At 34.4% G+C, this 25,223-nt stretch carries 21 protein-coding genes; 15 read left to right on the top strand and 6 right to left on the bottom strand.

All coding sequences use genetic code 11. The features are described from left to right. Positions 1–15 precede the first annotated feature (15 nt). Positions 16–1,185 carry an O-antigen ligase family protein gene (locus C8P70_RS06760; RefSeq protein ID WP_166666183.1) on the top strand — a complete coding sequence of 390 codons (1,170 nt, stop codon included), beginning with the start codon at positions 16–18 and terminating at the stop codon, positions 1,183–1,185. Here C8P70_RS06760 and C8P70_RS14185 read toward each other — a convergent pair. After that, the gene (locus tag C8P70_RS14185) at positions 1,175–2,257 is read right to left on the bottom strand and encodes a glycosyltransferase (protein ID WP_133712582.1); all 1,083 of its coding nucleotides are present in this window, start codon (positions 2,255–2,257) and stop codon (positions 1,175–1,177) included. The two genes, C8P70_RS06760 and C8P70_RS14185, sit on opposite strands and share 11 nt — an antisense overlap. A gap of 152 nt (positions 2,258–2,409) precedes the next feature. On the opposite strand from C8P70_RS14185, the gene C8P70_RS06750 reads away from it, so the two are divergent. From C8P70_RS06750 to purD, 3 genes are all read left to right on the top strand, one after another. Next, on the top strand, positions 2,410–3,393 hold the full coding sequence (locus tag C8P70_RS06750; protein WP_133712581.1) for a UDP-glucuronic acid decarboxylase family protein: 984 nt from the start codon (positions 2,410–2,412) through the stop codon (positions 3,391–3,393). Then, positions 3,393–4,742: an exopolysaccharide biosynthesis polyprenyl glycosylphosphotransferase gene (locus C8P70_RS06745; protein ID WP_133712580.1), complete on the top strand. Its 1,350-nt coding sequence runs from the start codon at positions 3,393–3,395 to the stop codon at positions 4,740–4,742. Before C8P70_RS06750 ends, C8P70_RS06745 begins: the two co-directional genes overlap by 1 nt. 98 nt (positions 4,743–4,840) lie before the next feature. Further along, positions 4,841–6,115: a phosphoribosylamine--glycine ligase gene (gene purD / locus C8P70_RS06740; RefSeq protein ID WP_133712579.1), complete on the top strand. Its 1,275-nt coding sequence runs from the start codon at positions 4,841–4,843 to the stop codon at positions 6,113–6,115. 10 nt (positions 6,116–6,125) lie between these two features. Here the strand turns inward: purD and C8P70_RS06735 are convergent, their stop codons facing one another. Next, on the bottom strand, positions 6,126–6,356 hold the full coding sequence (locus C8P70_RS06735; protein ID WP_133712578.1) for a DUF6341 family protein: 231 nt from the start codon (positions 6,354–6,356) through the stop codon (positions 6,126–6,128). A 103-nt stretch (positions 6,357–6,459) separates the two neighbouring features. Here C8P70_RS06735 and C8P70_RS06730 point away from each other — a divergent pair, with 103 nt between their 5' ends. Continuing rightward, positions 6,460–7,395, top strand: a complete 936-nt coding sequence (locus C8P70_RS06730; RefSeq protein WP_133712577.1) for a DUF6427 family protein — start codon at positions 6,460–6,462, stop codon at positions 7,393–7,395. Here the strand turns inward: C8P70_RS06730 and upp are convergent. Beyond that, positions 7,390–8,043, bottom strand: coding sequence for a uracil phosphoribosyltransferase (gene upp, locus C8P70_RS06725; protein WP_133712576.1), 654 nt, complete (start codon positions 8,041–8,043; stop codon positions 7,390–7,392). The genes C8P70_RS06730 and upp overlap by 6 nt on opposite strands. A 59-nt stretch (positions 8,044–8,102) precedes the next feature. On the opposite strand from upp, the gene C8P70_RS06720 reads away from it, so the two are divergent. From C8P70_RS06720 to C8P70_RS06705, 4 genes are all read left to right on the top strand, one after another. Continuing rightward, the gene (locus C8P70_RS06720; protein ID WP_133712575.1) at positions 8,103–8,708 is read left to right on the top strand and encodes a DUF4254 domain-containing protein; all 606 of its coding nucleotides are present in this window, start codon (positions 8,103–8,105) and stop codon (positions 8,706–8,708) included. Positions 8,709–8,935: 227 nt separating this feature from the next. Continuing rightward, positions 8,936–10,501 carry a phosphoethanolamine transferase gene (locus C8P70_RS06715; RefSeq protein ID WP_133712574.1) on the top strand — a complete coding sequence of 522 codons (1,566 nt, stop codon included), beginning with the start codon at positions 8,936–8,938 and terminating at the stop codon, positions 10,499–10,501. A 129-nt stretch (positions 10,502–10,630) separates the two neighbouring features. Then, positions 10,631–11,677: a glycosyltransferase family 9 protein gene (locus tag C8P70_RS06710; protein WP_133712573.1), complete on the top strand. Its 1,047-nt coding sequence runs from the start codon at positions 10,631–10,633 to the stop codon at positions 11,675–11,677. A gap of 61 nt (positions 11,678–11,738) precedes the next feature. Beyond that, positions 11,739–12,251: an adenine phosphoribosyltransferase gene (locus C8P70_RS06705; RefSeq protein ID WP_133712572.1), complete on the top strand. Its 513-nt coding sequence runs from the start codon at positions 11,739–11,741 to the stop codon at positions 12,249–12,251. Between the two features lie 57 nt (positions 12,252–12,308). Here the strand turns inward: C8P70_RS06705 and C8P70_RS06700 are convergent, their stop codons facing one another. Both C8P70_RS06700 and C8P70_RS06695 read right to left on the bottom strand, forming a co-directional pair. Beyond that, positions 12,309–14,321 (bottom strand): DUF5689 domain-containing protein, encoded by a 2,013-nt coding sequence (locus C8P70_RS06700; RefSeq protein ID WP_133712571.1) that lies wholly within the window; start codon positions 14,319–14,321, stop codon positions 12,309–12,311. An 11-nt stretch (positions 14,322–14,332) separates the two neighbouring features. Beyond that, a complete protein-coding gene (locus C8P70_RS06695; protein ID WP_133712570.1) occupies positions 14,333–17,119 on the bottom strand; it encodes a carboxypeptidase-like regulatory domain-containing protein in 2,787 nt (928 codons plus the stop codon). Between the two features lie 130 nt (positions 17,120–17,249). Here C8P70_RS06695 and C8P70_RS06690 point away from each other — a divergent pair, with 130 nt between their 5' ends. Then, positions 17,250–18,314: an endonuclease/exonuclease/phosphatase family protein gene (locus tag C8P70_RS06690; RefSeq protein WP_133712569.1), complete on the top strand. Its 1,065-nt coding sequence runs from the start codon at positions 17,250–17,252 to the stop codon at positions 18,312–18,314. 58 nt (positions 18,315–18,372) lie between these two features. On the opposite strand, the gene C8P70_RS06685 is transcribed toward C8P70_RS06690, so the two are convergent. Continuing rightward, a complete protein-coding gene (locus tag C8P70_RS06685; RefSeq protein WP_133712568.1) occupies positions 18,373–19,146 on the bottom strand; it encodes a 5'-methylthioadenosine/adenosylhomocysteine nucleosidase in 774 nt (257 codons plus the stop codon). Between the two features lie 287 nt (positions 19,147–19,433). On the opposite strand from C8P70_RS06685, the gene C8P70_RS06680 reads away from it, so the two are divergent. The 5 genes from C8P70_RS06680 to C8P70_RS06660 all read left to right on the top strand — a co-directional run bounded on the left by C8P70_RS06680 (position 19,434) and on the right by C8P70_RS06660 (position 25,111). Continuing rightward, positions 19,434–20,861 carry a PSP1 domain-containing protein gene (locus tag C8P70_RS06680; RefSeq protein ID WP_133712567.1) on the top strand — a complete coding sequence of 476 codons (1,428 nt, stop codon included), beginning with the start codon at positions 19,434–19,436 and terminating at the stop codon, positions 20,859–20,861. Further along, on the top strand, positions 20,848–21,339 hold the full coding sequence (locus tag C8P70_RS06675; RefSeq protein WP_133712566.1) for a gliding motility lipoprotein GldH: 492 nt from the start codon (positions 20,848–20,850) through the stop codon (positions 21,337–21,339). Before C8P70_RS06680 ends, C8P70_RS06675 begins: the two co-directional genes overlap by 14 nt. Positions 21,340–21,360: 21 nt before the next feature. Next, entirely contained in the window at positions 21,361–23,664 is a 2,304-nt protein-coding gene (locus C8P70_RS06670) for a transglycosylase domain-containing protein (RefSeq protein WP_133712565.1), read from the top strand. 68 nt (positions 23,665–23,732) lie between these two features. Beyond that, entirely contained in the window at positions 23,733–24,434 is a 702-nt protein-coding gene (locus C8P70_RS06665) for a CoA transferase subunit A (RefSeq protein WP_133712564.1), read from the top strand. Positions 24,435–24,454: 20 nt separating this feature from the next. After that, positions 24,455–25,111 (top strand): CoA transferase subunit B, encoded by a 657-nt coding sequence (locus C8P70_RS06660; protein WP_133712563.1) that lies wholly within the window; start codon positions 24,455–24,457, stop codon positions 25,109–25,111. Positions 25,112–25,223: the final 112 nt, after the last annotated feature.

Below are 25,223 nucleotides of genomic sequence, written 5' to 3'. Positions count from 1 at the left end.
GTTTATATCTTTTTCTTGGTATTTGGTTTTAAAATTGTAAATATTGCTTTAATTGCTCTTATTTTATTTGTTTTATTAGATTGGAAACGCACAAAAAAAAATATTTATACTTATCTTAAGAGCTATAAAATAGCGTATGCAGTTATAGGTATATTTTTAGGATATCAGTTTTTGCATGGATTGTTCTTTCAAGAATTAGGAGAAAAACGTTTTGGATTATTGGGATTAGTTGCTTTATCTTCTATTGTACTATCTTGGTTGTCAGATATTCGTGTTTTATTGAAAATTTACTTATCTGTATTGACGGTACTTGCGGTAAGGGGAATGGCTAATGTTGCTAATTATTATTTTGATAGTATAAATTTTAATATGGTAGAAGGAGGGCATATTAATGGATTATTATTAGTAAGCCGTCCGTATCTTGGTTTTCTATTGGCCTTAGGTATTCTATTTTGCGCATATTTAATAAGATTCAGTTATGGAAAAATAAAATGGTTTTATTGCGGATTATCTTTTTTTTATATCGTCTATCTCATAGTTATCGGTAATAGAATACAGCTGGTCTCACTAGTTTTTGTTTTGTTGATATATATATTAATTTATTTAAAGACTAATTGGAAATATAAAACATTAGGCTTGATAGCGGTTTGCTTAAGTATATTATCAGTTTTTTATTTTAGTACTACTTTAAAAAAGAGATTCGAATTATCCAGTTTTAATCAAAGTGAAATTATTGAGCAATTAAAAGAACAAGAACCGCGAATTATTATTTGGAGTTGTGCAAAAGATTTAGCAAAAGAAAGAGATTTTAATAAGTTTATTGGACTAGGAAAAGAAAAGCTATTACAAGCGAAAATGGCTGATTGTTATGATGTTAAAACAAAGAATAATAGATTGAGAGAATATTTTATGAAATCTCTTTTTGGAACACATAATCAGTTTATAGAATATTATTTATTAACGGGTTTTTTGGGTTTTCTAACATTTACAGGAGTCTTTTTTTATTTTTGGAAAATACTAAAGAAAGAGTTTATACCGATGGCAATGCTTATTCTTTTATTTAACTTTTGCATGGTAGAAAATTTGATGAATGTTCAGCTGGGCTCTTATTTATTTGGGTTTGTAATATGGCTTTGTTTATCTATAAATCAGACTTTTAAACATAAAAATAATTTTAGTTTTTAATCTTTGATTTAATAAATGCAGCTATTTCATTTTTAAACCTCTCCTCTGTAAATTGATGAGCATGATTACTAATAGAAATAGGATTAAATGATTTAGATTCGAATAAAGTTATAGCATTTATCAAGCTTTCAGCAGATTGTGTATCAAAGAAAATTCCTGTTTCATTTTCGATAACGGTTTCTGTTACCCCTCCCTTTCTATAGGCAATTACTGGTGTTCCACAAGCTTGAGCCTCTAATGGAGCTATGCCGAAGCCCTCTATTCCGGCTTGTATAAAAGCTTTTGCAGAACCAATCAGATGGTTGATTTCTTTATGCCCTGCAAATCCCTTAAAAAAAATATTATCATTAGATCTTTTTCTTATTCTGTTTAATAATTCTCCATCGCCAACAATAATAAGTTTTTTTTTGTTTTTATTAAACGCATCAATAATAATGTCAAACCTTTTAATATGTACTATCCTGCCAACAGCAATGTAGTAATCTTCTTTTTCTATTTTTAAAGTAAAATCTGAAAGGTTAATAGGAGGATATATTACAACAGAGTTTCGATTGTATTTTTCTTTAATCCAATTTTGCACAAATTTTGAGTTTGCAATAATAAAGTCTGGTTTTTGTCCATGGCTTATATCTTTCTTTCTTAAAAAATAGAGCATTGGTTTTATGAAAAAATAGAATTTCCCAAAATATATTGGAGCCTCATCCCAAATATAATTTGCATTTGGAGCCTGAAAATAACTAATATGAATTTGGTTTTTATTTGATTTATTAATTCCTTTAGCTACAGCATGAGAAGATGAAAAAATTAATTGAGAATCAGTATCGATTTGGATTTTCTCAATAGTATTCCAAAATAAAAAGAAAAAAAGTCTAAACTTAAACCCGAATCTTTGGAGGGGAGAGGTAATGATGCTATATTTTAATCCAGGAAAAATGTTTTCTAAGTCAGACCTCTCCATGACATTTACCATTGTATAAACTTTGTCAAATTGTACAGATGCATACAAATCCTTAATGACTCGTTCTGCACCGCCATATTTATCTAGCCAATCTACTATCAGTACTTTCTTCAAATTCTTTTAAGTTAAAAATAATAAATCTCTTTGTTTTTTAGTAAGAAAACAACAACAAGTTATGTTACAAATGTAGATATACAATACACAATATAAAAACATTATATTTAAAATATTGTTTTAAGAATAAAACAAGTTAACTTTGCATTTCTATGAAACGCATACTTATCACGGGAGCAGCAGGTTTTTTAGGGTCACACCTTTGCGATAGATTTATTGCAGAAGGGTTTCATGTTATTGGCATGGACAATCTTATTACTGGAGACTTAAAAAATATCCAGCACCTTTTCGGATTGGAAAATTTCGAATTTTATCATCACGATGTAACAAAGTTTGTACATGTTCCCGGAAAGTTAGATTATATTCTTCATTTTGCATCACCTGCTAGTCCGATAGATTATTTAAAGATCCCGATTCAGACGTTAAAAGTGGGTTCGTTGGGTACTCATAATTTACTAGGGCTAGCCAGAGTTAAAAAAGCTAGAATTCTAATTGCATCAACTTCAGAAGTATATGGAGATCCGCTAATACATCCGCAAACCGAAGAGTATTATGGAAATGTAAATGCAATAGGTCCAAGAGGAGTATATGACGAAGCAAAGCGTTTTCAGGAATCTCTCACTATGGCATACCACACGTTTCATGGACTGGAAACACGCATTGTTCGTATTTTTAATACTTATGGACCTCGAATGAGGCTCAATGATGGAAGAGTAATCCCTGCATTTATCGGACAGGTTTTGAGAGGGGAAGATTTGACAGTTTTCGGTGATGGCTCGCAAACCCGTTCGTTTTGTTATATCGATGATCAGATAGAAGGAATATTCAGACTGTTGTTTTCAGATTATAGTTTGCCTGTGAATATAGGCAACCCGGAAGAAATCTCTATTTTGGATTTTGCAAAAGAAATTTTAGAAATGACTCAGAGCAAGCAAAGAATAATTTTTAATGATTTACCAATAAATGACCCGCTTCAGCGTTGTCCTAATATAGATAGGGCTAAAAATATATTAGATTGGACTCCTAAAATCAACAGAAATGAAGGATTGATGAAAACTTATAAATATTTCAAAGATTTTTCCAATAGTGATTTGATTAAAGAAGAACATAAAGATTTTTCAAAATACATATATTAGTGAGAGCAAGTAACGGTAGGTTTTCAAAATTTATCCGGCCGCTGACAATGATTATTGATCTAGTCATTGTTAATACAATGGCGTTTGTATACTTTCCATTTATAGAGAGAGAGTTTTCTTTTTGCTTTTTATTATCTCTCTCTTGGATAATGCTCTCTTGGCTTACCGATTTTTATGATGTTTATCGGCATACAAGGATTGTCCGTATTGTTGAAAAACTCTTTAAGCAGTTTGTGCTTCAGTTTATAGTGGTTACTTCATTCAACGGTTTCTTTACTCGTTTTACAGAACAAAAAGAACTTTTTATGTATGGGGTTTCTACATTTGTCTTAATTACTCTTGTCAAGTTTGGTATATTTTTCACCTTAAAATATATTCGAAGAGTTTTAGGCGGAAACTTTAGAAATGTAGTTGTTATAGGAGCGGGAAAAGAGATAGAAATGCTTAAAGATTTATTCATTACCCGTACTGATTTAGGATACAGGATATCAAACTCTTTTGAAGGAATAAAAGAAGACAGTTGTTTGGATGAAATAAAAGAATGTATCCTCAATAACAAGATAGATGAAATTTACATCCAGTTTTCATTAGTAAAAGATTCAGATTATCATGATTTATTAGAATTTGCAGATAACAATTTAAAAACCCTGAAATATGTGCCTAATCAAAAGCAAGTATTAACGCACAATCTCAAAGTAGATTATTATGATTTTATCCCCATTGTTCCAAGAAGAGTAATTGCGCTTGATAAAATTTATAACCGATTTGTTAAAAGGTTGTTTGATATTATTTTTTCGCTGTTTACAATTGTCTTTGTTTTGTCGTGGCTAATGCCTTTAATAGCTATTTTAATTAAAACAGAATCCAAGGGACCAATTCTTTTTAAACAAAAACGAACAGGATTAAATGACAAAGAATTCTATTGTTACAAGTTTCGTTCAATGAGACTCAATGAAGAAAGCGATAAAGTTCAAGCCACCAAAAATGATGATAGAATTACTAAGATTGGAGCTTTTATAAGAAAGACGAGTATAGATGAATTTCCGCAGTTTTTTAATGTATTATTGGGTGATATGTCTATCGTAGGACCTAGACCTCACATGGTTGTCCATACAAAAATGTACGCCAAACGAGTAAATAGATTTATGCTGAGACACTTGGTTAAGCCGGGAATAACAGGAATGGCGCAAACACACGGATACAGAGGCGAAATAGAAAGTAATAGAGATATTGTTAACCGGTTTAAATACGATTTGTTTTATCTGGAAAACTGGTCCATTTTTTTAGACTTAAAGATTATTTACCTAACGATTTACAATATCTTTAAAGGAGAAGATAAGGCATATTAACAAAAGTGGATAACTAATCGGTTTTATTGATTGTTGTTTTTTCACTATTCTTCTATTTATAGTTATTTTTGAACTCTAATAACAAACGACACAATTTGATGAAAATATTATTATTAGGATCCGGAGGACGAGAGCATGCATTGGCTTGGAAAATGCTTCAGAGTAATCTTTGCCACAAACTATTTGTAGCGCCGGGAAATGCCGGTACAGCTCAGATTGCAACCAACATTCAGGTAAATCCGAATGATTTTAAAGAAGTAAAAGAAGCAGTATTAGCACACAGTATAAATATGGTTGTGGTTGGACCGGAAGACCCCTTGGTAAGAGGGATTGTCGATTTTTTTAAATCAGACAATCAAATCAGCCATATTCCTGTTATAGGACCCTCTATGAAAGGAGCGCAGTTAGAGGGAAGCAAAGATTTTGCAAAAGAATTTTTGTTTAAACACAATATCCCCACAGCAGCTTATCAAAGTTTTACTAAAGATACCATTGAAGAAGGAAAGATCTTTTTAAAAACACTCACTGCGCCTTATGTACTAAAAGCAGATGGGTTGGCTGCCGGAAAAGGAGTTGTGATTTTAGAAGATATAAAAGAAGCTGAAGCCGAACTTGAAAATATGCTTGTTGATGCCAAGTTTGGAGATGCCAGTTCCAAAGTAGTTATTGAAGAGTTTTTGTCGGGAATTGAGTTGAGCTGTTTTGTGCTGACAGATGGTAAGTCGTATAAAATTTTGCCAACGGCCAAAGATTACAAGCGCATTGGAGAAGGGGATAAAGGTTTGAACACAGGAGGAATGGGAGCGGTATCGCCGGTTCCTTTTGCTACGGACGACTTTATGAAAAAAGTAGAAGAGCGCATTGTAATTCCTACTGTTGAAGGAATTAAAAAAGATCAGTTGGATTATAAAGGGTTCGTTTTTATTGGTTTGATAAAAGTAGGTGAAGATCCGTATGTGATAGAGTACAACGTTCGTATGGGAGATCCCGAGACGGAGGTAGTCATGCCTAGAATAAAATCAGATTTAGTAGAGATATTTCAAGCGTTGGCAAATGAAACATTAGGAGAAAAAGACCTTGAAATCGATGAACACAGTGCAACAACGGTAATGCTGGTTTCAGGAGGTTATCCGGAAGCATATGAAAAGGGAAAAGTAATCAATGGGCTAAAAGAAATAAATAGCGATTCCATTGTTTTTCATGCAGGAACAACCGAAAAAGGAGGAGAAATAGTTACTAGCGGAGGAAGAGTTTTAGCGGTTACTTCGTATGGAAAAACTTTTGAAGAAGCATTAAAAAAATCTTATCAAAACATAGATAAAATAAGCTTTGATAAGATTTTTTACAGAAAAGATATTGGATTTGATCTTTAAAAAGATCTTGCTATTTCAAAAATGAATGAGCGGTTGTATCTTGTTCGTCCTCTTTGTTTTGTCTAAATATATTTAGTTGTTTCAACCAATAGATAAAGAAATAAAAAGTAATAAGGATGAAAATCCAGGTAACAATATTGGCAACCCACCAGTTACTAAGTTCTGTTTTGGCTAACAAGTCCATTGGCCAAAATAGAACTTTTTCAAAAAGAAATCCTAATCCGTTGAAAAATGAGGTCATTTTGTTCTATTTTTTAATTACAAAAAGTTTTTAACTCTAAATATTCGCTATTACTAAACAAGAGCAGGGCGATATATTGATTACAAAAATATAAAATATATACATGTTAGCAAGTATTTTTAGTAAAACAAAACCTATTAATTACATTATACTGACAATTTTAGTTGTTGTATCGTATAGCTTATATATAGGAATAAACCAGAATATAAACTGGACAGGTTATGAAATAGCTAAAAAATCTGTTTTGCTGATTTTACTTCTTTTAACGATGTATCTATCTCAGTGGATTGTTTCGCGAAACAGGTTGGTAAATGACAATGCCTACGCTCCTTTGCTGTTTGTTTCTTTTTTACTTCTTTTTCCTTCCGTTTTAGTCCATACCAAAGTCATCATTTCTAATTATTTTGTGATGCTGGCACTCAGAAGAATATTTTCGCTCCACTCTTTAAAACAGTCAAAAGAAAAAATATTTGATGCCTCATTCTGGATTTTTGTAGCAAGTTTATTTTACTTCTGGAGTATCCTTTTTATTATCTTAGTTTTATTTGCTATTGCGTACTATGGAATCAAAGATTATAAAAATTGGGTTATTCCTTTTTTAGCACTATTTTGTGTAACGATATTTTTAGCACTATATCTTGGTTTTAGTGATGAAAACTATATAGAGTGGTTTTTGACTAAGAGCAGGATTAGTTTTGACTTTTTATATTTTGAAAATATCTATCAAAATATTGCATTGGCAGTTTTTACTTCTATTGCATTGCTGTATTTTATAACACAGCTTTTTTCCATTAAGTCAAAATCTTACAATATGCAGAATATGCATAAAAAGATGATTCTTTCTTTTGTTATTGGAGTGGCAATTTATATAATATCTTCTGATAAAAATAACGGAGTACTGATGTTTACTTTCTTTCCGTTAGCGGTTTTAGGAGCTAATTATATTGAGCGTATTCCTCAGCACTGGCGGAAAGAAGCGAATATATATACCATCTTTTTTATTGGTGTTTTTTTCTGTATTGCTCAGCTTATATTATAGTTTTTGCCCATAAGCCAAATCTCCGGCATCACCTAAGCCCGGAACAATATAATTATCTTCATTCAGGCTGTCATCCAGTGTTGCTACCCAAAGATGAATGTAGTCTGGCAGATTTTGTTCTAAAAAAGCAATACCTTCTGGAGCAGCAATTACTACTGCTATGTGCATTTCTTTAGGAGTGTCTTCTGCAATGAGTTTGTTGATTACGGCAAATAAGGATTGTCCGGTAGCAAGCATCGGGTCTATCAAGATCAAAGTCTTATCCTGAAAAGAAGGAGCAGCTTGATATTCCACTAGTATTTCACCAATCTCTCCCGGTTTGGCATGTTTTCTGTACGCCGATACGAAACCATTTTCAGCATCGTCAAAAAAATTCATAAACCCGGTGTGCAATGCCAGTCCCGCTCGCAGAATAGAGCAGAGTACAACATTGTCTTTTAGGCAGGTAGTTTGTTTAATGCCTAACGGAGTCTGAACAGAAATATCTTTGTAAGGAAGGATTTTGCTTAGCTCATAAGCCATAATTTCGCCTATTCGTTCAATGTTTTTTCTGAATCGCATACTGTCTTTTTGTATATTAACATCGCGCAATTGAGCCAAAAAATGATTTAAAATACTGTTTTTTTCCGAGATATAATGAATTTTCATAACCGTTTAATTAGTTCTATAAAAGTATAAAAACTATATTTGTAAATAAAATTATTAATATGTTTTCAGAATTAGCTTTTCCGATATTTGAAGAAAGTATCCGCGACTATCATAAATATGACAATGTTGATCAACCTATAGATAATCCCTATACAAAGGATAAAATAGAGCACCTTTTATACCTTAAAAATTGGATTGATACGGTGCAATGGCATTTTGAAGACATTATCCGCGATCCGCAGATTGATCCGGTAGAAGCTTTAAAACTGAAACGAAGAATTGATGCTTCTAATCAGGAACGCACAGATATGGTGGAATATATTGACAGTTATTTTCTGCAAAAATATAAAGAGGTACAGGTAAAAGAAAATGCAAAAATCAATTCAGAAAGTCCGGCATGGGCAATCGATAGATTATCAATTTTAGCACTAAAAATTTATCACATGCAAGAAGAAGCAAATCGAGCAGAGGCTTCAGCAGAACACCGGGCAAAATGTCAGGAAAAACTCAATGTTTTGTTAGAGCAAAAAAAGGATCTGACAACCGCTATTGACGATTTGTTAAATGATATTGCCAATGGCGATAAATACATGAAAGTGTATAAGCAAATGAAAATGTATAATGACGAAGAATTAAATCCTGTATTGTATCAAAATAAAAAATAAAAAAACAATCACACAATTCAAAAATACGAAAACAAATGTCTAAATAGGTTATTTTTATCAGACTAGATTAAAATTAATTGTTTTCTGTTAACAAAAAAATCAAAAAAGGAAGTCTCATTAATTATGAGACTTCCTTTTTTGATTTTATTAAAATTTTTTTAGTTAAATTTGTTGTTGTTTTTAGATAATATTTTAATAATTAAGATCTTAACAATTCAAATCAATACATGAAAAAATATTATACAAGCAATAAAGTGAGCAACGAATATAAATCGTATGACAAAAATATATTTGGATTGTTTTTTTTATTGCTCATTCCCAATGTTGTTTTTTATATTTATCTTGATGAGTTTAGAACAACTATTTTTTGTAGTAATCTCATCTTAATGCTTGTGATTTATCTGCTTTATAAAAATAAATATTCAAGAATATTGAGCATTACAGGCTTATTATTATTTGTTGTAAACAATGGAATAGCAATGTTCAATGTTGTTTATTATAGAGATTTATTCAATATTAGTATGGCATTAAGCATTTTGTCAACAAATAGTGGCGAAGCATTAGAAATTTTAAAAGAGTATTATTTTATATTCCTTTTAGGAACGGCATATTTTGGGTTGTTATTTTGTATTGTTAGAAGGCAACCCTTAAAAAACGTAAACGTTCGCCTACTTTTAATCATATCTGTATTATTAACGATTTTACCTTCATATCGATTACATACTACATTTTTAAGCACTAATTTTGGAGCAATGAGCGAAACAAAGACTCCCGATTATTTAATGTGCACACCTATTTATTCTTTTTCTCCGTTTATAGAAGCTATAAGTTTTTTAAATCAGGTTCAATATTTAGAAAATCTAGATTTTAACTACCCCGATTTTACAACCAAACCCAACGATTTAGAAAACATAGTTGTAGTCATTGGAGAATCTGCTCGTAAAGATGCGCTTAGTTTATACGGCAACAGCTATAAAACCACTCCGTTAATAGAAAAAAGAATAGATAACTTGTATGTTTATGACCACGCAATCTCTGCCAGTCCATTTACAAATGCAGCAGTAAGCTTATTGTTGTCAAGACAATTGCCAAATTCAGATTTTAAGGTTGAAAACAATTTAGACAATATTATATCCTTGGCAAATCAGTCCAAGGTTTGGGAAACATATTGGCTTTCAACTCAAGAAAACTTGGGGGTTTATGTCAATTTATTCTCTGTACTTAGTTACAAAGCAAAAAATAAAAAATGGATTCACAAATCTAAATTCGACGAAGAAATTGTTCCTGCATACAGTAAAGCATTACAAGACTCTAATCAAAAGCGTCTCATTTTTATTCACATAAACGGGAGTCATCCTATTTTTTCAAAGAGATACCCAGAAAGTTTTGAAATTTTCAAGGAGAAATCGCAAAATACAAATGAGTATTTTAACAGTATTTATTATACTGATTTTGTGTTGGACAAACTCATAAAAAAATTAGAAAAAACGAATAGTATTTTGTTATATGTATCCGATCACGGATTAACAAATAAAGAAAATAAACTTATGCATTCACCAACTAAAAAAGCATTAGAAGTTCCTTTTTTCATTTGGCATAGCGATAGAGTCAATGATGAATTTAAAAAATCGGGAAGAACAGAGATACCTATATCAACTACAAATCTATATAATATATTGATGGATTATATGGGAATAGAAGGCATTGAGTACAAAGGCGAAAATGCAGAACTAAATATTTTAAAACCGAATTTTAAAGTTGTAAAATACAAAGACTTAGAAGACGGAGAGTAATTATTTTTTACCTTAATAAAATACTTTCTGCTTTAATAAACTTATCTTTTGTTTTCTTTCTTTAAAAAAGATTTACTTTTGCTGTTGTATAAGTTTTAGGTCTTTTTGATTAACAAAAACTAAATTTTAGTGGCAGAATTAAAACACATTGTAATTTTTAGGTTGTCTGCAATGGGCGATGTCGCGATGACAGTTCCGGTGATTCGTGCATTGATTAATCAGCATAAAGACGTACGCGTAACGGTAGTTTCCCGTCCTTTTTTCAAACCATTTTTTAAAGGAATCGATCGTGTAGATTTCTTTTCAGTAGATTTGAAAAAGAGGCACAAGGGCTTTCGCGGATTAATACGGCTGTATCGGGATTTAAAAAAAACGAAAATTGATTATTTTGCTGATTTTCATAATGTTTTGCGTTCACAGATAGTTCGGATGCTGTTTAAATTTGACGGCACAAAAGTAGCTGCGTTAGACAAGGGAAGAGCAAATAAAAAAGCATTGACAAGTTTAAAAAATAAAATTTTTAAACCAGTACCTACCATGTTTGAAAATCATTGTACAACTCTCAGAAAATTAGGGTTTGACATAAATTTAAAACATCCTGTATTTCCGGTTATTCCTGCACTAGCACCAGAATTAGAGCAACATACAGGGAAAAAAGACAGTGTGTGGATAGGAATTGCACCATTTGCGCAATACACAACCAAAGTGTATCCGTTGGATTTGATGCAAAAAGTTATAGATACACTGGCAGAGCAGGAAAAATCAACTCTGTTTTTATTTGGTGGGGGAGAAAAGGAAATAGCCTTGTTAAATCAATTGAAACGTGATAATGATAATGTAATAGTTATTGCCGGAAAAGTTAAGTTCGAAGTGGAACTCAATTTAATCCAGCATTTAGATGTAATGTTATCTATGGATTCAGGTAATGCACATATTGCAGCTATGTATGGCAAAAAGGTAATAACGCTTTGGGGAGCAACGCATCCTTATGCCGGTTTTGCTCCTTTTCATCAGCCGATAGATTATTGTATAACTTCTGATAGAACAAAATATCCGCTTTTACCGACTTCTGTTTACGGCAATAAAAAAGTAGAAGGCTATGAAGAAGCAATGAGAACAATTGATCCGCTGCTAATATGCAGCAAAGTGATGGGTGTGGTGGAGCAGGCAATGTAATTAATCATTGTTGAAGGTATTAATAATAAGAGCTGAAAATATAAATAGTAATTTTATAATTATGAAAATAGAAGATTATATCCGGGATATTCCAGATTTTCCGAAGCCTGGGGTAATTTTTAAAGATATCACGCCTCTGTTGAACAATCATCAGGCTATGGTTGAAACGACAGATCAATTATTGAAATTGGTAGGTGATTCAAAAATAGATAAAGTGGTAGGCATGGAGAGTAGAGGATTCTTTTTTGCAACGCTTTTAGCAGCACGTTTACAAGCAGGATTTGTACCTGTTCGCAAACCTAAAAAGTTACCTTATCAAACTATTGCTCAAGAATATGATTTAGAGTACGGCAAGGATATCTTAGAAATCCATGCAGACGCTATACAAAAGGGAGAAAAAGTATTAATTCACGATGATGTATTAGCAACCGGAGGAACAGCACATGCCGTGTGTAAGCTAATCGAAAAATTAGGAGGAGAAATAGTACAGGTCAACTTTTTAATGGAATTGTCATTCTTACATGGACGCAAAAAATTAGAACCCCATCAGGTAAAAAGTTTATTACAATATTAAAAAAGCGGAAGACAGTTGTAGTATCTTCCGCTTTTTAAGTTATTTCTTTAAAGCTTATTATTCAAAATAAATGCTGTCTATTAGGAGGTCGTACGGCTCGTCTTTTCCTACTTTAAGAGCAAATATTCTGTCATTTCCTGAAGTATTGTAAACATCGGTCATTGTGGTTAAATCCAGCGTCAGTTTTACCCATTCTCCATTCGTATCTATTGTTCCGGTATATTGATTATTTCCTGCTTTGGATAACGTTGTATCTCCTGTTATAGTTCCGGCATTAAATGGGGAATATGTAGAGCCGTCAGAATGAACATTGAAAGAAAGCGATTTACCGGAAGTTCCTTTTACCCACACAATCAATTTTGTTTTTCCTGAAGGTATAGTATTCATATTTTCTAAAGTGAATACATAATCGTTTCCGTTTGGTGTACCGCTAATTTTTAAAGCATCTTTTCCATTGCGTCCCTCGCCCACCGCTTGTGTTGCGTAAGACTGCAGCCCGAAGCTGTTTAAATTTCCGATAAAGGTACTCCAGTCATTGAAATCTGCTAAATAGTCTGAAGGATCCGGATCAGCCGGGTCTACAGGGTCCGGATCCACAGGATCAGTAGGATCTACAGGTGTTCCGTCTTCAAAACGAATTTCATCTATGACTAAATCATATTCACTTTGAATAGAAGCTGTTTTTCCGCCAAATTTAAAAGCAATAAAATCTCCCTGACCTGATTTATTATAGTCGAAACCTTCTATTTTCAATATAATCTTAACCCATTGATCCTTTGTGTCAATGACTCCTGCGTAATCATTAACAAAGTCAGTTTTATTGGTATGAGGGGTTCTCGATATTTTTTTACTTGTAGAAATGTTATTTAAATTATATCCGACATATTCTCCGTCAGCGCGATATAGATTTATTGAAAGTGATCGGTCAGCAGCGGTTCCTTTCATTAAAAAGGAAATCTCTGTTGCATCTGTTGGAACATTTACATTTGAAACTGTAAAAGCATAACCAGTTTTATCCGGTATACCTTTAAATTCTAATCCGGTTGAGTTTTCCCAACCTTTTCCGTTGGATTGCGTCACAAATGTAAGTCCAAAATTGTTTAAAGCTCCCGTAAAAGCATTCCAATCTTCAAAATCAGCGCCAGGGAATGCTAAAAACAGTCCGGGTTCTACTGTAATACTCGGATCATCAGGATCGGTCGGATCTACCGGATCATCTCCAAAGCGATCTTTTGTCAGATTGATGTCTTGTGCTGTTCTTGGATAGAATTGATAAACAACGTTTGATGTTCCGAACCTGGTGATAATCCCTGTTACAGAGCCACTTTTATCACTGACTTTGAGATCTTTTAATCCGTTAGAATACTGTCCCGTACGAATGTATACACTTTTTCCTTCTTTGTCAACCAGCTTTCTCAGGGTGTAGCCTCCGGCGTCAACATTGTTTTTATCGTAAAAAGTACCGCCTACATCACGGCTATCAAATTGAACCTCATCAAAAGTTACCAATTTTCCGATATATGTGTCGGACGATAAAACATCACTGATTGCAATATGATTGTTGTAATCTTTCTCAATCTTATCTGCAGGGATTTCTGTACAGGAGCGGAAAATAATCGATTTATAGGCAGGGTCTTCTATGTAACCAGTATATTTTTCATTGTAGATAGACCCCCCGATATTTAAAACACCATTGTCTATTTTGGTGTATAAGTTTTTCATCTTGATATAGATTTTTCTTCCTACACCGTATTTTGCATATGAATTAGAGATATCTGCTCCTATTTTTGCGGCAAAAGTGTTTTCTTCATTAACGATATAGAGTTCTCTGAAAAAATTACCCCCTTCATCACTGGAAACCACAATTCCGGAGATAACATCGTCTCCCGTATATTGCTGGGCATTTTCAGAAGAAGAGATAGAATAAAAGTCAGAAATATTTTTTGTAACGGTTAAATTAGGTTCATTACACGATACATCCGGATAGGAAAAATCGTCGTTTTTGGCACATCCGCCGAGCACCAGTCCCGCGAATGACAAATATAATATTGATTTAAAAATTGTTTTCATAGTAAAAAGAATTAGAAGTTGTAATAAACATTTACAAAGAAATTACGTCCGTAACCATACCAATATTTGTTTCCAAATGTATTGATTCCACTATTTGTGTTTAGTATTTCTTGTTTATAGTTAGCATTTCTTGTTTGTTCAAATCCTCCGGTTTTGTAATGTTTGTTGAAAATATTATTTATAGAAGCAAAGAATCCGACGATGTTTCGGTTTGGTAGCCGCCATGATTTTCCTCCGGTAAGATTTATTAACGTAAAGTCGTTTAGCTTTTCTTGTTTTAACATAGATTCCATTCTTTCAGGAGAAATGTCAGGTAATTGCTGCCCTGGAAAATTAGGATCCATAACAAAGTTATCGGTTCGTCTGAGCGCTGAAGTATTGATGTAGTTGTTATCCATATAGTTTATATTGGCACTGAGCCACCAAAAACTCGGATCTCTGTATTCTAATCCGAAAGATAATGCCGTTTGCGGACCATTTGCTATTTTGTAATTTTTGAGATAAGCTTTTCCGTAATCAAAAGTTTGTGCTACCTGATCTGAATTCAGTTGGATGGTTGGATTATTGGTGTAAAATGATTGTCCAAAACCTGCGGCAGCTGTCGCTTTAATCGTTTGAGTAATTTGATATTCTGCTCCCAATTCCAAACCTAAATTTCTCTTATTGATTCCGGTCAGAATTTCGGAAACAAATGCACCTCCCGAAGCAGAAAGCAGCTCCCCTTTTTCATCTATTATACCCACTCCGTCAGCATAATAAAAGTTAATTTGAGTGTTGTTTTTAATTTCTGATAAATATCCGGTAAGCCGGGCTTTTAGTTTTGGGGTTCTCACAATATAGCTTCCGTCAATGCTAAAGATATCTTCATTGCTCAAATCTTTAGTTACGGCATTGTTAATTCTAATATTTGAAAAAGTATTTCGGATAGATGGAGCTTGATTGTAATAGGCAACATTTAAATCCAACGCATGCCGACCGGTAATGTGATAGGTTAGTCCTCCTTTAAATCCAAAGCTGTTGAAATCTTTTTTACCGCTTTTTCCGTAAGAATTGTCAGGATAAATCGGACTTTTGTAAATTCCGTCTCTTTCATAAGAAGTATAACCTATATTTTGGGCAACGTAAAAATCAAATTGAGTATAATTGAATTCAAATTGAGAGAAAACATCTATTACATTTGCCAATACATCGTAGTTGTAGCCAAATTTGTCGCTTGTTGTTACAAATCGGTTAGGGTTGTTCAAATCACTGTCTTTTTTATATCCCTCCTGAAAAGTGTCTTGATCTAAAAATCTTTCGCCTCCTAAAAGGTCTATCATCTTTTTAAAATTCGATGACTTTAGATGAGCATAGTTAATTCCGGCACTAAAGGTAATATTATTGTTCAGGTTTGATTTAAAATTTGAATTAAACGAAAGCGTTCTATCTTCTGATCTGTCTTCGTATAAATACACCTGGCTTAATTTGTCTACACGTCCTGTATTTATATTATAAATATTTTCCCAATCTACCTGTCCGCCTTCTATAAAATCAGCTGCTTTTTCTTTGGCAAGCTCTTTGTCCGGCGTCCATTCACCCGTTTTTGAAACATATTTGTTTAATGCATAGCTTGGAAGCTTTCTATAGTAGGCGGGGTCAGGATTATATCCTGCATTATATCCCAGGCGGCTGTTGGCTATATGTCCGAACTGATAAGATGCTGTTGTGGTTAAGTGATTGTTTTCATCAATTTTCCAATAATGGGTAAACATAAAAATAGGTTCTTCCACATCTTTGTACCGAGAATTTCGTTTATCCCCGTTTTGCCAGCCCCAATATGAGTTGTATTTAAACCCTTTTAAATCTACTTGTTCATCGGTTACCGGAGAATTTTTAGCTCTCTTATTTTTAGCGTAAATAGCAGTAAGGTTTAAACTGTGATGGTCATTAAATTTTTTTTCTATAGAAGCGAAAAATGAAAGCGCATCATAGTTTGTCCCCTCCCAGTATCCTTCATTAGCGCCTCGGTAAGAAGCCGATAGGGCATATGCCCATCCATTCTCATTAAGTCCGGAAGAATAAATGGCATACGGTCGCCAGGTATAATTGGTGTTAGAAAGAGAAAAGCCGGCCTTGGCGCCTTTTCTGATGTGAGAAGCTCTGGTTGTAATGGCTTGTGTTCCGAGAATTCCTCCAAAAGTATAATCGGATGGGGTAGATCCGGAATGGAATTCTTGATTTCTTGTAGCATCATTTAGTCCGCCCCAATTGCCCCATTGCGGACGTCCGTCATAAATCTTATTCATGACAATCCCATTTATCAATGTTCTGCCGTATTCGTTATCAAGACCTCTTGTTCTGTAAAAAGCCTGCCCCCAGTTAAAAGCAGCTGCTTGCTGAAAAGGATCTTTGGTGGCTTGTAATAACCCTGATGAGGTTTCGGTGTTGGCATTGTCATCACCTAAGTCGTTTTCGGTTAAGGATATCAATCCTTCTTGCATCTGAGAAGCGTAATCTTCTTCTAAAAGAATTGTTCCGAGATCAATGGCTTGATTCTCTAAAACTTCTACGGGAAAACGTTGCGAAATATATCCTGTATAAGAGATAATCACAACCTGATTTCCGGTATTGATATCTTCCAGAATGAAGATTCCTTCGTCGTCCGTTAAAGAAAAAGTGTTTTTCCCCTGTATTCCTGCCAAAACTGCGTTAATTGGTGTTAAGGATTTTGAGTCAACAACTTTTCCTTTGATAATTCCTTGCGCAAACCCAAACATGGTTTGAAAGACAAGAAATAAACTAAGTAAGAATTTCTTCATAAGTAAAAGGTTAAAGTGCTATTGTTATTAAAGTTTAATACTAATTTCACGTATAAAGGTATATAATTAAAATAATATTAACTATTTTTGTGTACGAAATGTGTAGTTAATTCATCAAAACTTAATGATTATGTTGAAAAAAATTTACAATACACTATTATTTCTATTCTTAATAAACATAGGAATTCAGGCACAGGGAAAGAAATTTCAAATACAAACGATAGCGTTTTACAACTGTGAAAATTTGTTTGATACGATTCGCGATCCAAAAATATATGATGAAGAATGGACGCCTAAAGGCGATCAAGCTTGGACCAGCGACAAATACAATAAAAAAATTAATAATCTGGCTCATGTCATTTCTCAAATAGGAAATGATGAAAACTCTAAAAAGCCTGTCATTATTGGAGTGGCTGAGGTGGAAAACAGAGGGGTTTTAGAAGATTTGATAGAGACAGAATACTTGATAAATGAAGATTACGGCATTGTACATTATGATTCTCCTGACCGAAGAGGGATAGATGTGGGGTTGTTATATCAGAAAAAATATTTTTTACCTACTCATACGTCCTCTTTGCCGCTGTATATCTACGACATGAAAAAAAAGAATAAGAGTACAGGAGAATACGGTACCAGAGTTTATACACGCGATCAACTTTTAGTAACGGGATTGCTGGAAGGAGAAGAGGTACATTTTATTGTAAATCACTGGCCTTCAAGATCAGGAGGAGAAAAGAAAAGCAGTCCGTTTCGAGAGGCTGCCGCTGCATTGAATAAAAAGATAATAGATTCCCTGCAAATGATCAATCCAGATGCGAAGGTAATCACAATGGGAGACATGAATGACGGACCTTATAATAAAAGTATTAAAAAAGTATTACAGGCGGCGGGTAATAAAAAAGAATTAAAAAAAGGAGGATTGTTTAATCCGATGGAAAAGATGTCTAAAGAAGGTATGGGAAGCTTGGCATACCGCGACGCATGGGATCTGTTTGATCAGATTATCTTGACAGAGCCTTACCTCCGTACAGATTACGATTCGTGGAGATATTGGAAAGGAAGTGTGTATAAAAAATCATTTATGATTCAGCCTACCGGACAATATAAAGGATATCCGCTTAGAAACAGCAATAATGAACCGGGATATAGTGATCACTTTCCGGTTTATATCTACCTGATTAAAGAGGCAAAATGAGAACAGTTAATAGATAATTTAGTTAGTCAAATTATTTTTGATTTGCATTTATATTGCCTCAATATAGAGTGTTATTTCCGAGAAGTCTTGTAATTATTTCTTTTCCGTATACAAGAGAGATTTGTTCAATGAAAGCTTGAAAACTAAATGTGGCTTCCTGATTGGCATTATCCGAAATGGTACGGATTACGATAAAAGGAATATCAAACTCGTAGCATACCTGAGCTATTGCTGCTCCTTCCATTTCAACACATAAAACGTGTGGAAGTGCTCGCTGTATTTGTTCTTTCTGTTTGTTGGTAGAGAAAAACTGATCTCCGCTGGCAATTGTCCCTAAGTGTACCGTTGGAGCTGATATGTCAAATTTTTGTAATTCTTGAAGGGAAATAAGAGTCGTTATATTTGTAGAATTAATAACTTGATTAACTTTTTCCATCGCTTTTTGAGTTCGAATAGAATCTGTTTCAAAATAAGACTTTTCCAATAGAGGAATTTCGTATTTAGGTCTAAGAGGAGAAGCATCCATATCATATTGCATTAATTCACTGGCAATAACTACATCTCCTACTTTTACATTAGGGTGGATAGCTCCGGCAACTCCAATAAAGATAATTTCAGTGACTCCAAATTCCAAGAGGAGGGTAGTTACGGTTGCGGCAGCGGCTACTTTGCCTATTCTGGAATAAACTACGACAACACTTTGATTACCCAACATGCCTTGATAGTATATTCTGCCTCCTATTGAGGTTTCGGTTACCTCTTGTAAAAGAGTAAGAAACCCATTAATTTCCTGAGGAATAGCTCCCAAAATACCTATTCGTTGTTGTAGCATAATCAAATATGTGTGTCAAAAGGCAAAAATAAGCAAACTAAATAGATAAGTAAAACGTTAAAGAAGAAGCTTTTTTGTTTTTTAATTTTAAAGAGAATAGCATTTTTCTTTTATAAAAACATGAAAATAAGCCTTTTTATCGATAGATTTTCTTTAACATGAAGCGGTTGGCAGATTACGTGCACTATAAAAAATTAATGAAGTAACTCATAAAAACTGTATCTTTACTCCGAAAAAAATGTTTAAAATATCCTTTTGTAAAGGATTCAATATACAAATACTAAAGAATGGCTTGTACAAATTGTTCGACAGGAAAAGATAGTAATGGGCTGCCCAAAGGGTGCCAAAATCATGGGACGTGCGGAACAGACGGCTGTAATAAATTAGCAGTTTTTGACTGGTTGTCAAATATGGTTTATCCTAGTGGCAGCACAGTTTATAATATAGTTGAAGTTCGATTTAAAAACGGGAGAAAAGATTTTTACAAACATCAGGAAGGAGTATCTTTTTGTATAGGAGATATCGTAGCGACAGAAGCTTCACCGGGACACGATGTGGGAATTATTTCTTTAACAGGAGAACTTGTCAAAGTTCAAATGAAAAAAAAGAAAGTCAACGCAGGAGGAGACTTCCCTAAAATCTACAGAAAAGCCTCGCAAAAAGATATTGATATATGGCAAAATGCCAGAAATAAGGAAGAAATTGTGAGAATGCGCGCTCGTGAGATAGCTATAGAGTTAAATCTGGAGATGAAAATTTCAGACGTAGAGTTTCAGGGGGACGGATCTAAGGCTACCTTTTATTATACTGCTAGCGAAAGAGTAGATTTTAGACAGCTTATAAAAGATTTTGCAAAAGAATTCAGCATCAGAATTGAGATGAAACAAGTTGGTTTCCGTCAGGAAGCGGCGCGCTTGGGCGGAGTCGGCTCCTGTGGACGAGAACTGTGCTGCTCTACCTGGTTAACTGATTTTAGAAGTGTAAATACATCTGCGGCCCGCTACCAGCAATTATCTTTAAATCCGCAAAAACTGGCAGGACAATGCGGAAAGTTAAAGTGCTGTCTAAACTTTGAGCTTGATACTTATCTCGAGGCTCTAAAAGAAATGCCTGATGCGGATACCAAGCTAATGACAACGAAAGGATTGGCAATCTGTCAGAAAATAGATATTTTTAAAGGACAAATGTGGTTTGCTTATGTAAATAACTCTGCCAATTGGTACGTATTGACTACGGAGCAAGTAAAGGAAATTTTAATATTAAACGCTAAAAATGAACAAGGACAAGAGTTAGAAAGCTATATGCTTGAAGCAGATACTAAAGATAACTTTCAATCAGCAGTGGAGCAAGACAGTGTTACCCGTTTTGATCAGCCTAAGCGAAGAAAAAAAACAGCTCGCAAAAAAGTAACCGAAGGAAAAGAGGTTAGACCAAGAGCAAATGATGTGGTAGCAGAAAAGCCAAAAAAAGTAGAAAAGCTTACGGAAGATCAGGAAAGAGATAAAAAGAGAAGAGAACGAAAAAACAAGCCGAAAAATCAGGTAAAAAACCAGGAAAGAAGCGGTAAAGAACAATCCGTAAAAACTGAGCAAGCTGAAAAAGAAGAAGGCAATACTAAAAATGTTAGAAGTAATAATAGAAATTACAAAACAAAAAAGCCAAGGAATGCCAATAATGAAAAAAGCAAACCTAAAAAAGACAATGATAGCAAATAAAAAATATATAGGAATTTTAGCTTGTTTTCTACTGTTTCTAAGTTGCGGCAAAAGCTCTGATGCGGTATACGATAAATATGAAACAACTAACGGAGAATGGAAAAAAGAAGATGTTAAAGCCTTTGTCTTTGAAACTATTGATACAGTAAGCAACCATAATATATTTTTAAATGTTCGGGCAAATAAAAATTATCCGTATAGCAACATGTTTGTTATTTTTAAAATTTATCAGCCGGATTCTTCTGTATTAACCGATACGTTACAATACCAAATGGCTGATCCGGACGGGACATTGCTTGGAAACGGCTTTTCTGATGTAAAAGAAAGCAAATTGTGGCTAAAAGAAAACTTTATATTTTCTCAACAAGGGGATTATAAGTTTACTGTAGAGCAAGCAGTTCGCGAGTTAGGTGAGGTAGAGGGCGTTTCTTCTTTAAAAGGTATTTCTGATTTGGGCATTCGGATTGAGAAAAAATAAATAAAAAGCTTATAAAGTAGTATGAATAAAAGACAACAAAAAAATAAACAAAACAAAGGGTTTAAAAAATATCTTGTTGCATTTTGGCTGTTGTTTATAGGCTGTTTTGCTGCAGTTATATTTTTCTTTTTATGTGCGTCTTGGGGAGTTTTTGGCCCCATGCCAACGTTTGATGAATTGGAAAATCCGGCAAGTAATGTAGCTACCGAGATAATATCTTCTGATGGTAAAACAATAGGGAAATTTTATTTAGAGAACCGTGTTCCGGTAAAATATGAAGATTTGCCTCAGCATTTAGTAGATGCCTTAATAGCTACAGAAGATGAGCGTTTTAGAGAGCATTCAGGGATTGATGCCAGAGGAACACTACGAGCAATTACTTCGGTAGGAAGCAGCGGAGGTGCAAGTACCATTACGCAGCAGCTTGCCAAATTACTATTCCACGGAGAAGGCTCCCGTAGCCTGATGCGTCGTTTAACGCAAAAGGCAAAAGAATGGGTTATTGCTGTCAAATTAGAACGCCAATATACCAAAGAAGAAATATTGACGATGTACTTAAACAAAGCGGACTTTGTTAATAATGCTGTCGGAATTCGTTCAGCAGCAAGAGTTTATTTAGGGAAAGAACCCAAAGATTTGACTGTGGACGAAGCAGCAATGTTTGTAGGAATGTTGCAAAACCCTTCTTATTACAACCCTGTCCGCAGAGCTGAACTAGTCCAAAAAAGAAGAAATGTCGTGCTTCATCAAATGGCTCGGAATGGTTACATAACCCAAGCGGAACGAGAAGAATTTCAGGCTATACCTTTAAAATTAAATTTTACTCCAGAAAGTCATCGAGAAGGAATAGCAACTTATTTCAGGGAATACCTTCGCGATTTTATGCGCAGATGGGTTAAAGAAAATGCAAAAAAAGACGGATCTACTTATGATATTTATAGGGATGGATTAAAAATATATGTATCTATAGACTCGCGTATGCAAAAGTATGCCGAAGAAGCAGTAGAAGAACATATTTCTAACTTACAAGAAGAATTTTTTATTCAGCAAAAAAGAAATAAGAATGCTCCTTTTTACAATATTAGTGAAGAGGAAACCGAAAAAATAATTAATAGGGCAATGAAGACCTCTGAGCGCTGGAGGCAAATGAAAGAACAGGGGAAATCAGAAGATGAAATTCTAAAGTCATTTCAAGAAAAAACAGAAATGAGAGTATTTTCCTGGAAAGGCGAAATAGATACACTGATGACTCCGAGAGATTCTATACTCTATTACAAACACTTTTTACAAACCGGAGTGATGTCGTTAGAACCGCAAACCGGTCATATTAAAGCGTGGGTAGGAGGAATTAACTATAAACACTTTCAATATGATCACGTAGGACAAGGTGCCAGACAAGTTGGTTCTACCTTTAAACCTTTTGTTTATGCTACGGCTATTGAACAGTTGCATTATTCTCCTTGTGACTCAATTATCGATTCTCCTTTTACCATGCCGAAAGGAAGATATGGAATCAGTCAGGACTGGTCTCCTCAAAACTCTTCTCGTACTTATAAGGGGATTATGACGTTAAAACAAGCACTTGCAAATTCCGTAAACACGGTTACTGCCAAACTAATGGATAAAGTAGGTCCCAAAGCTGTGGTGGATATGACCAGAAATCTTGGGGTGTCATCAGACATTCCGCAAACTCCCGCCATAGCCTTAGGAGCAGTAGATATTACTGTGAGCGATATGGTAGCTGCTTTTAGTACATTTGCCAACCAGGGTATTTATGTAAAACCGACTTTTGTTACTCGTATTGAAGATAAAAACGGAGTAGTATTATTCAGTGGAATCCCGGAAACAAAAGACGTGATGAGTAAAGATGTGGCGTATGCCATTATTAAACTGTTAGAAGGAGTTACTGAATCAGGGTCGGGTGTTCGTTTGCGGACAACCTGGCAGGGAACTGGTTATAAAAGAGTAACGGGGCATCCTTATAAATTTACTAACCCAATTGCGGGAAAAACTGGAACAACTCAAAATCAAAGTGATGGCTGGTTTATAGGGATGGTACCCAACCTGGCAACCGGAGTTTGGGTAGGAAATGATGATCGTGCAGCACATTTTAGCGGAATGGTTTATGGACAGGGCGCCACGATGGCATTGCCGATATGGGGGCTTTATATGAAAAAGTGCTATGCAGACAAAACGCTGGAAGTTTCTTCTTCTGATTTTGAAATGCCCGAAAATCTATCAATTCGGGTAGATTGTACAAAAGCTGTACAAGATGAAACAGATGAAAATTCGGAAGAATTAAGCATAAATGAATTTGATTTTTAAAATAGAAAAAACACCTTTACTCAAAGGTGTTTTTTTTATATCTTAGAGCATTAATTAAACCAAAGATTATGATAAATAAAAAAGTTGCAAATGTCCGAGAAGCATTGCATGATCTTGAAGATAATATGACCATTATGCTCGGAGGTTTCGGGTTATGCGGAATTCCGGAAAACTCTATTGCAGAATTAGTTAGCAAAAATGTAAAAGGGTTAACTTGTATTTCAAATAATGCGGGAGTAGATGACTTTGGATTGGGATTATTATTGCAAAAACACCAGATAAAAAAAATGATTTCTTCTTATGTTGGAGAAAATGCGGAGTTTGAAAGACAAATGCTTTCGGGAGAATTGGAAGTTGAGTTAACGCCTCAAGGAACCTTGGCAGAAAAATGCAGAGCAGCTCAGGTTGGAATTCCGGCATTTTATACACCGGCAGGTTATGGAACAGAGGTAGCTGAAGGAAAAGAGGTTAGAGTATTTAATGGAAAACCGCATATTTTAGAGAATGCATTTGATGCAGATTTTGCAATTGTCAAAGCGTGGAAAGGAGATGAGGCAGGAAACCTGATCTTTAAGGGTACGGCAAGAAACTTTAATGCGTGTATGGCAGGAGCAGCCAGGATTACAATTGCAGAAGTAGAAGAATTGGTTCCTGCAGGCGAATTAGATCCGAACCAAATTCACATACCGGGAATTTTTGTGAAGCGGATTTTTCAGGGAGAAAAATATGAGAAGAGAATTGAACAAAAAACAGTTCGCCAAAAGAATTAACCAATCCATAAAAATAAATTATGTTAGATAAAATAGGAATAGCTAAACGAATAGCCAAAGAATTACAAGACGGGTTTTATGTTAATCTGGGGATTGGTATTCCAACTTTAGTGGCTAATTATGTTCCGGAAGGAATGAATGTAGAATTCCAGAGTGAGAATGGAGTTTTGGGAATGGGACCATTCCCTTTTGAAGGAGAAGAAGATGCAGATTTGATTAATGCCGGAAAGCAAACAATTACAACTTTGCCGGGAGCTTCGTTTTTTGATTCCGCTACGAGCTTTGGAATGATTCGCGGAAAACACGTGGATTTAACCATCCTGGGTGCCATGGAAATTTCTGAAAACGGAGATATTGCTAATTGGAAAATACCTCAAAAAATGGTAAAAGGTATGGGAGGAGCTATGGATTTAGTAGCTTCGGCCGAAAATATTATTGTAGCAATGATGCACGTAAATAAGAAAGGAGAGTCGAAAATATTGAAAAAATGTACGTTGCCTCTTACAGGAGTAAATTGCGTTAAAAAAGTGGTGACGGAATTAGCTGTAATGGAGATTACGCCAAGAGGAATAAAGCTTTTGGAACGTGCTCCGGGAGTTACGGTAGAACAAATTGTGAAAGCAACGGAAGCAGAATTGATAATTGAAGGAAACATTCCGGAGATGGTTATAAATTAAGATTAATCCAAAAGCCAAAGCGTCTGCTCTGGCTTTTTTTTATAAAAGACACACCTGTTTTTACAAACAAGATAAATAAGAGCTATGAATAAATTTTTAACCTTACCGTTTT

The sequence above is a fragment of the Myroides indicus genome (assembly GCF_004364575.1).
In the GTDB taxonomy this organism is placed as follows: domain Bacteria; phylum Bacteroidota; class Bacteroidia; order Flavobacteriales; family Flavobacteriaceae; genus Flavobacterium; species Flavobacterium indicum_A.
Note: the sequence above shows the minus strand (reverse complement) of the source record. Positions and strands in the feature narration are given on the sequence as shown.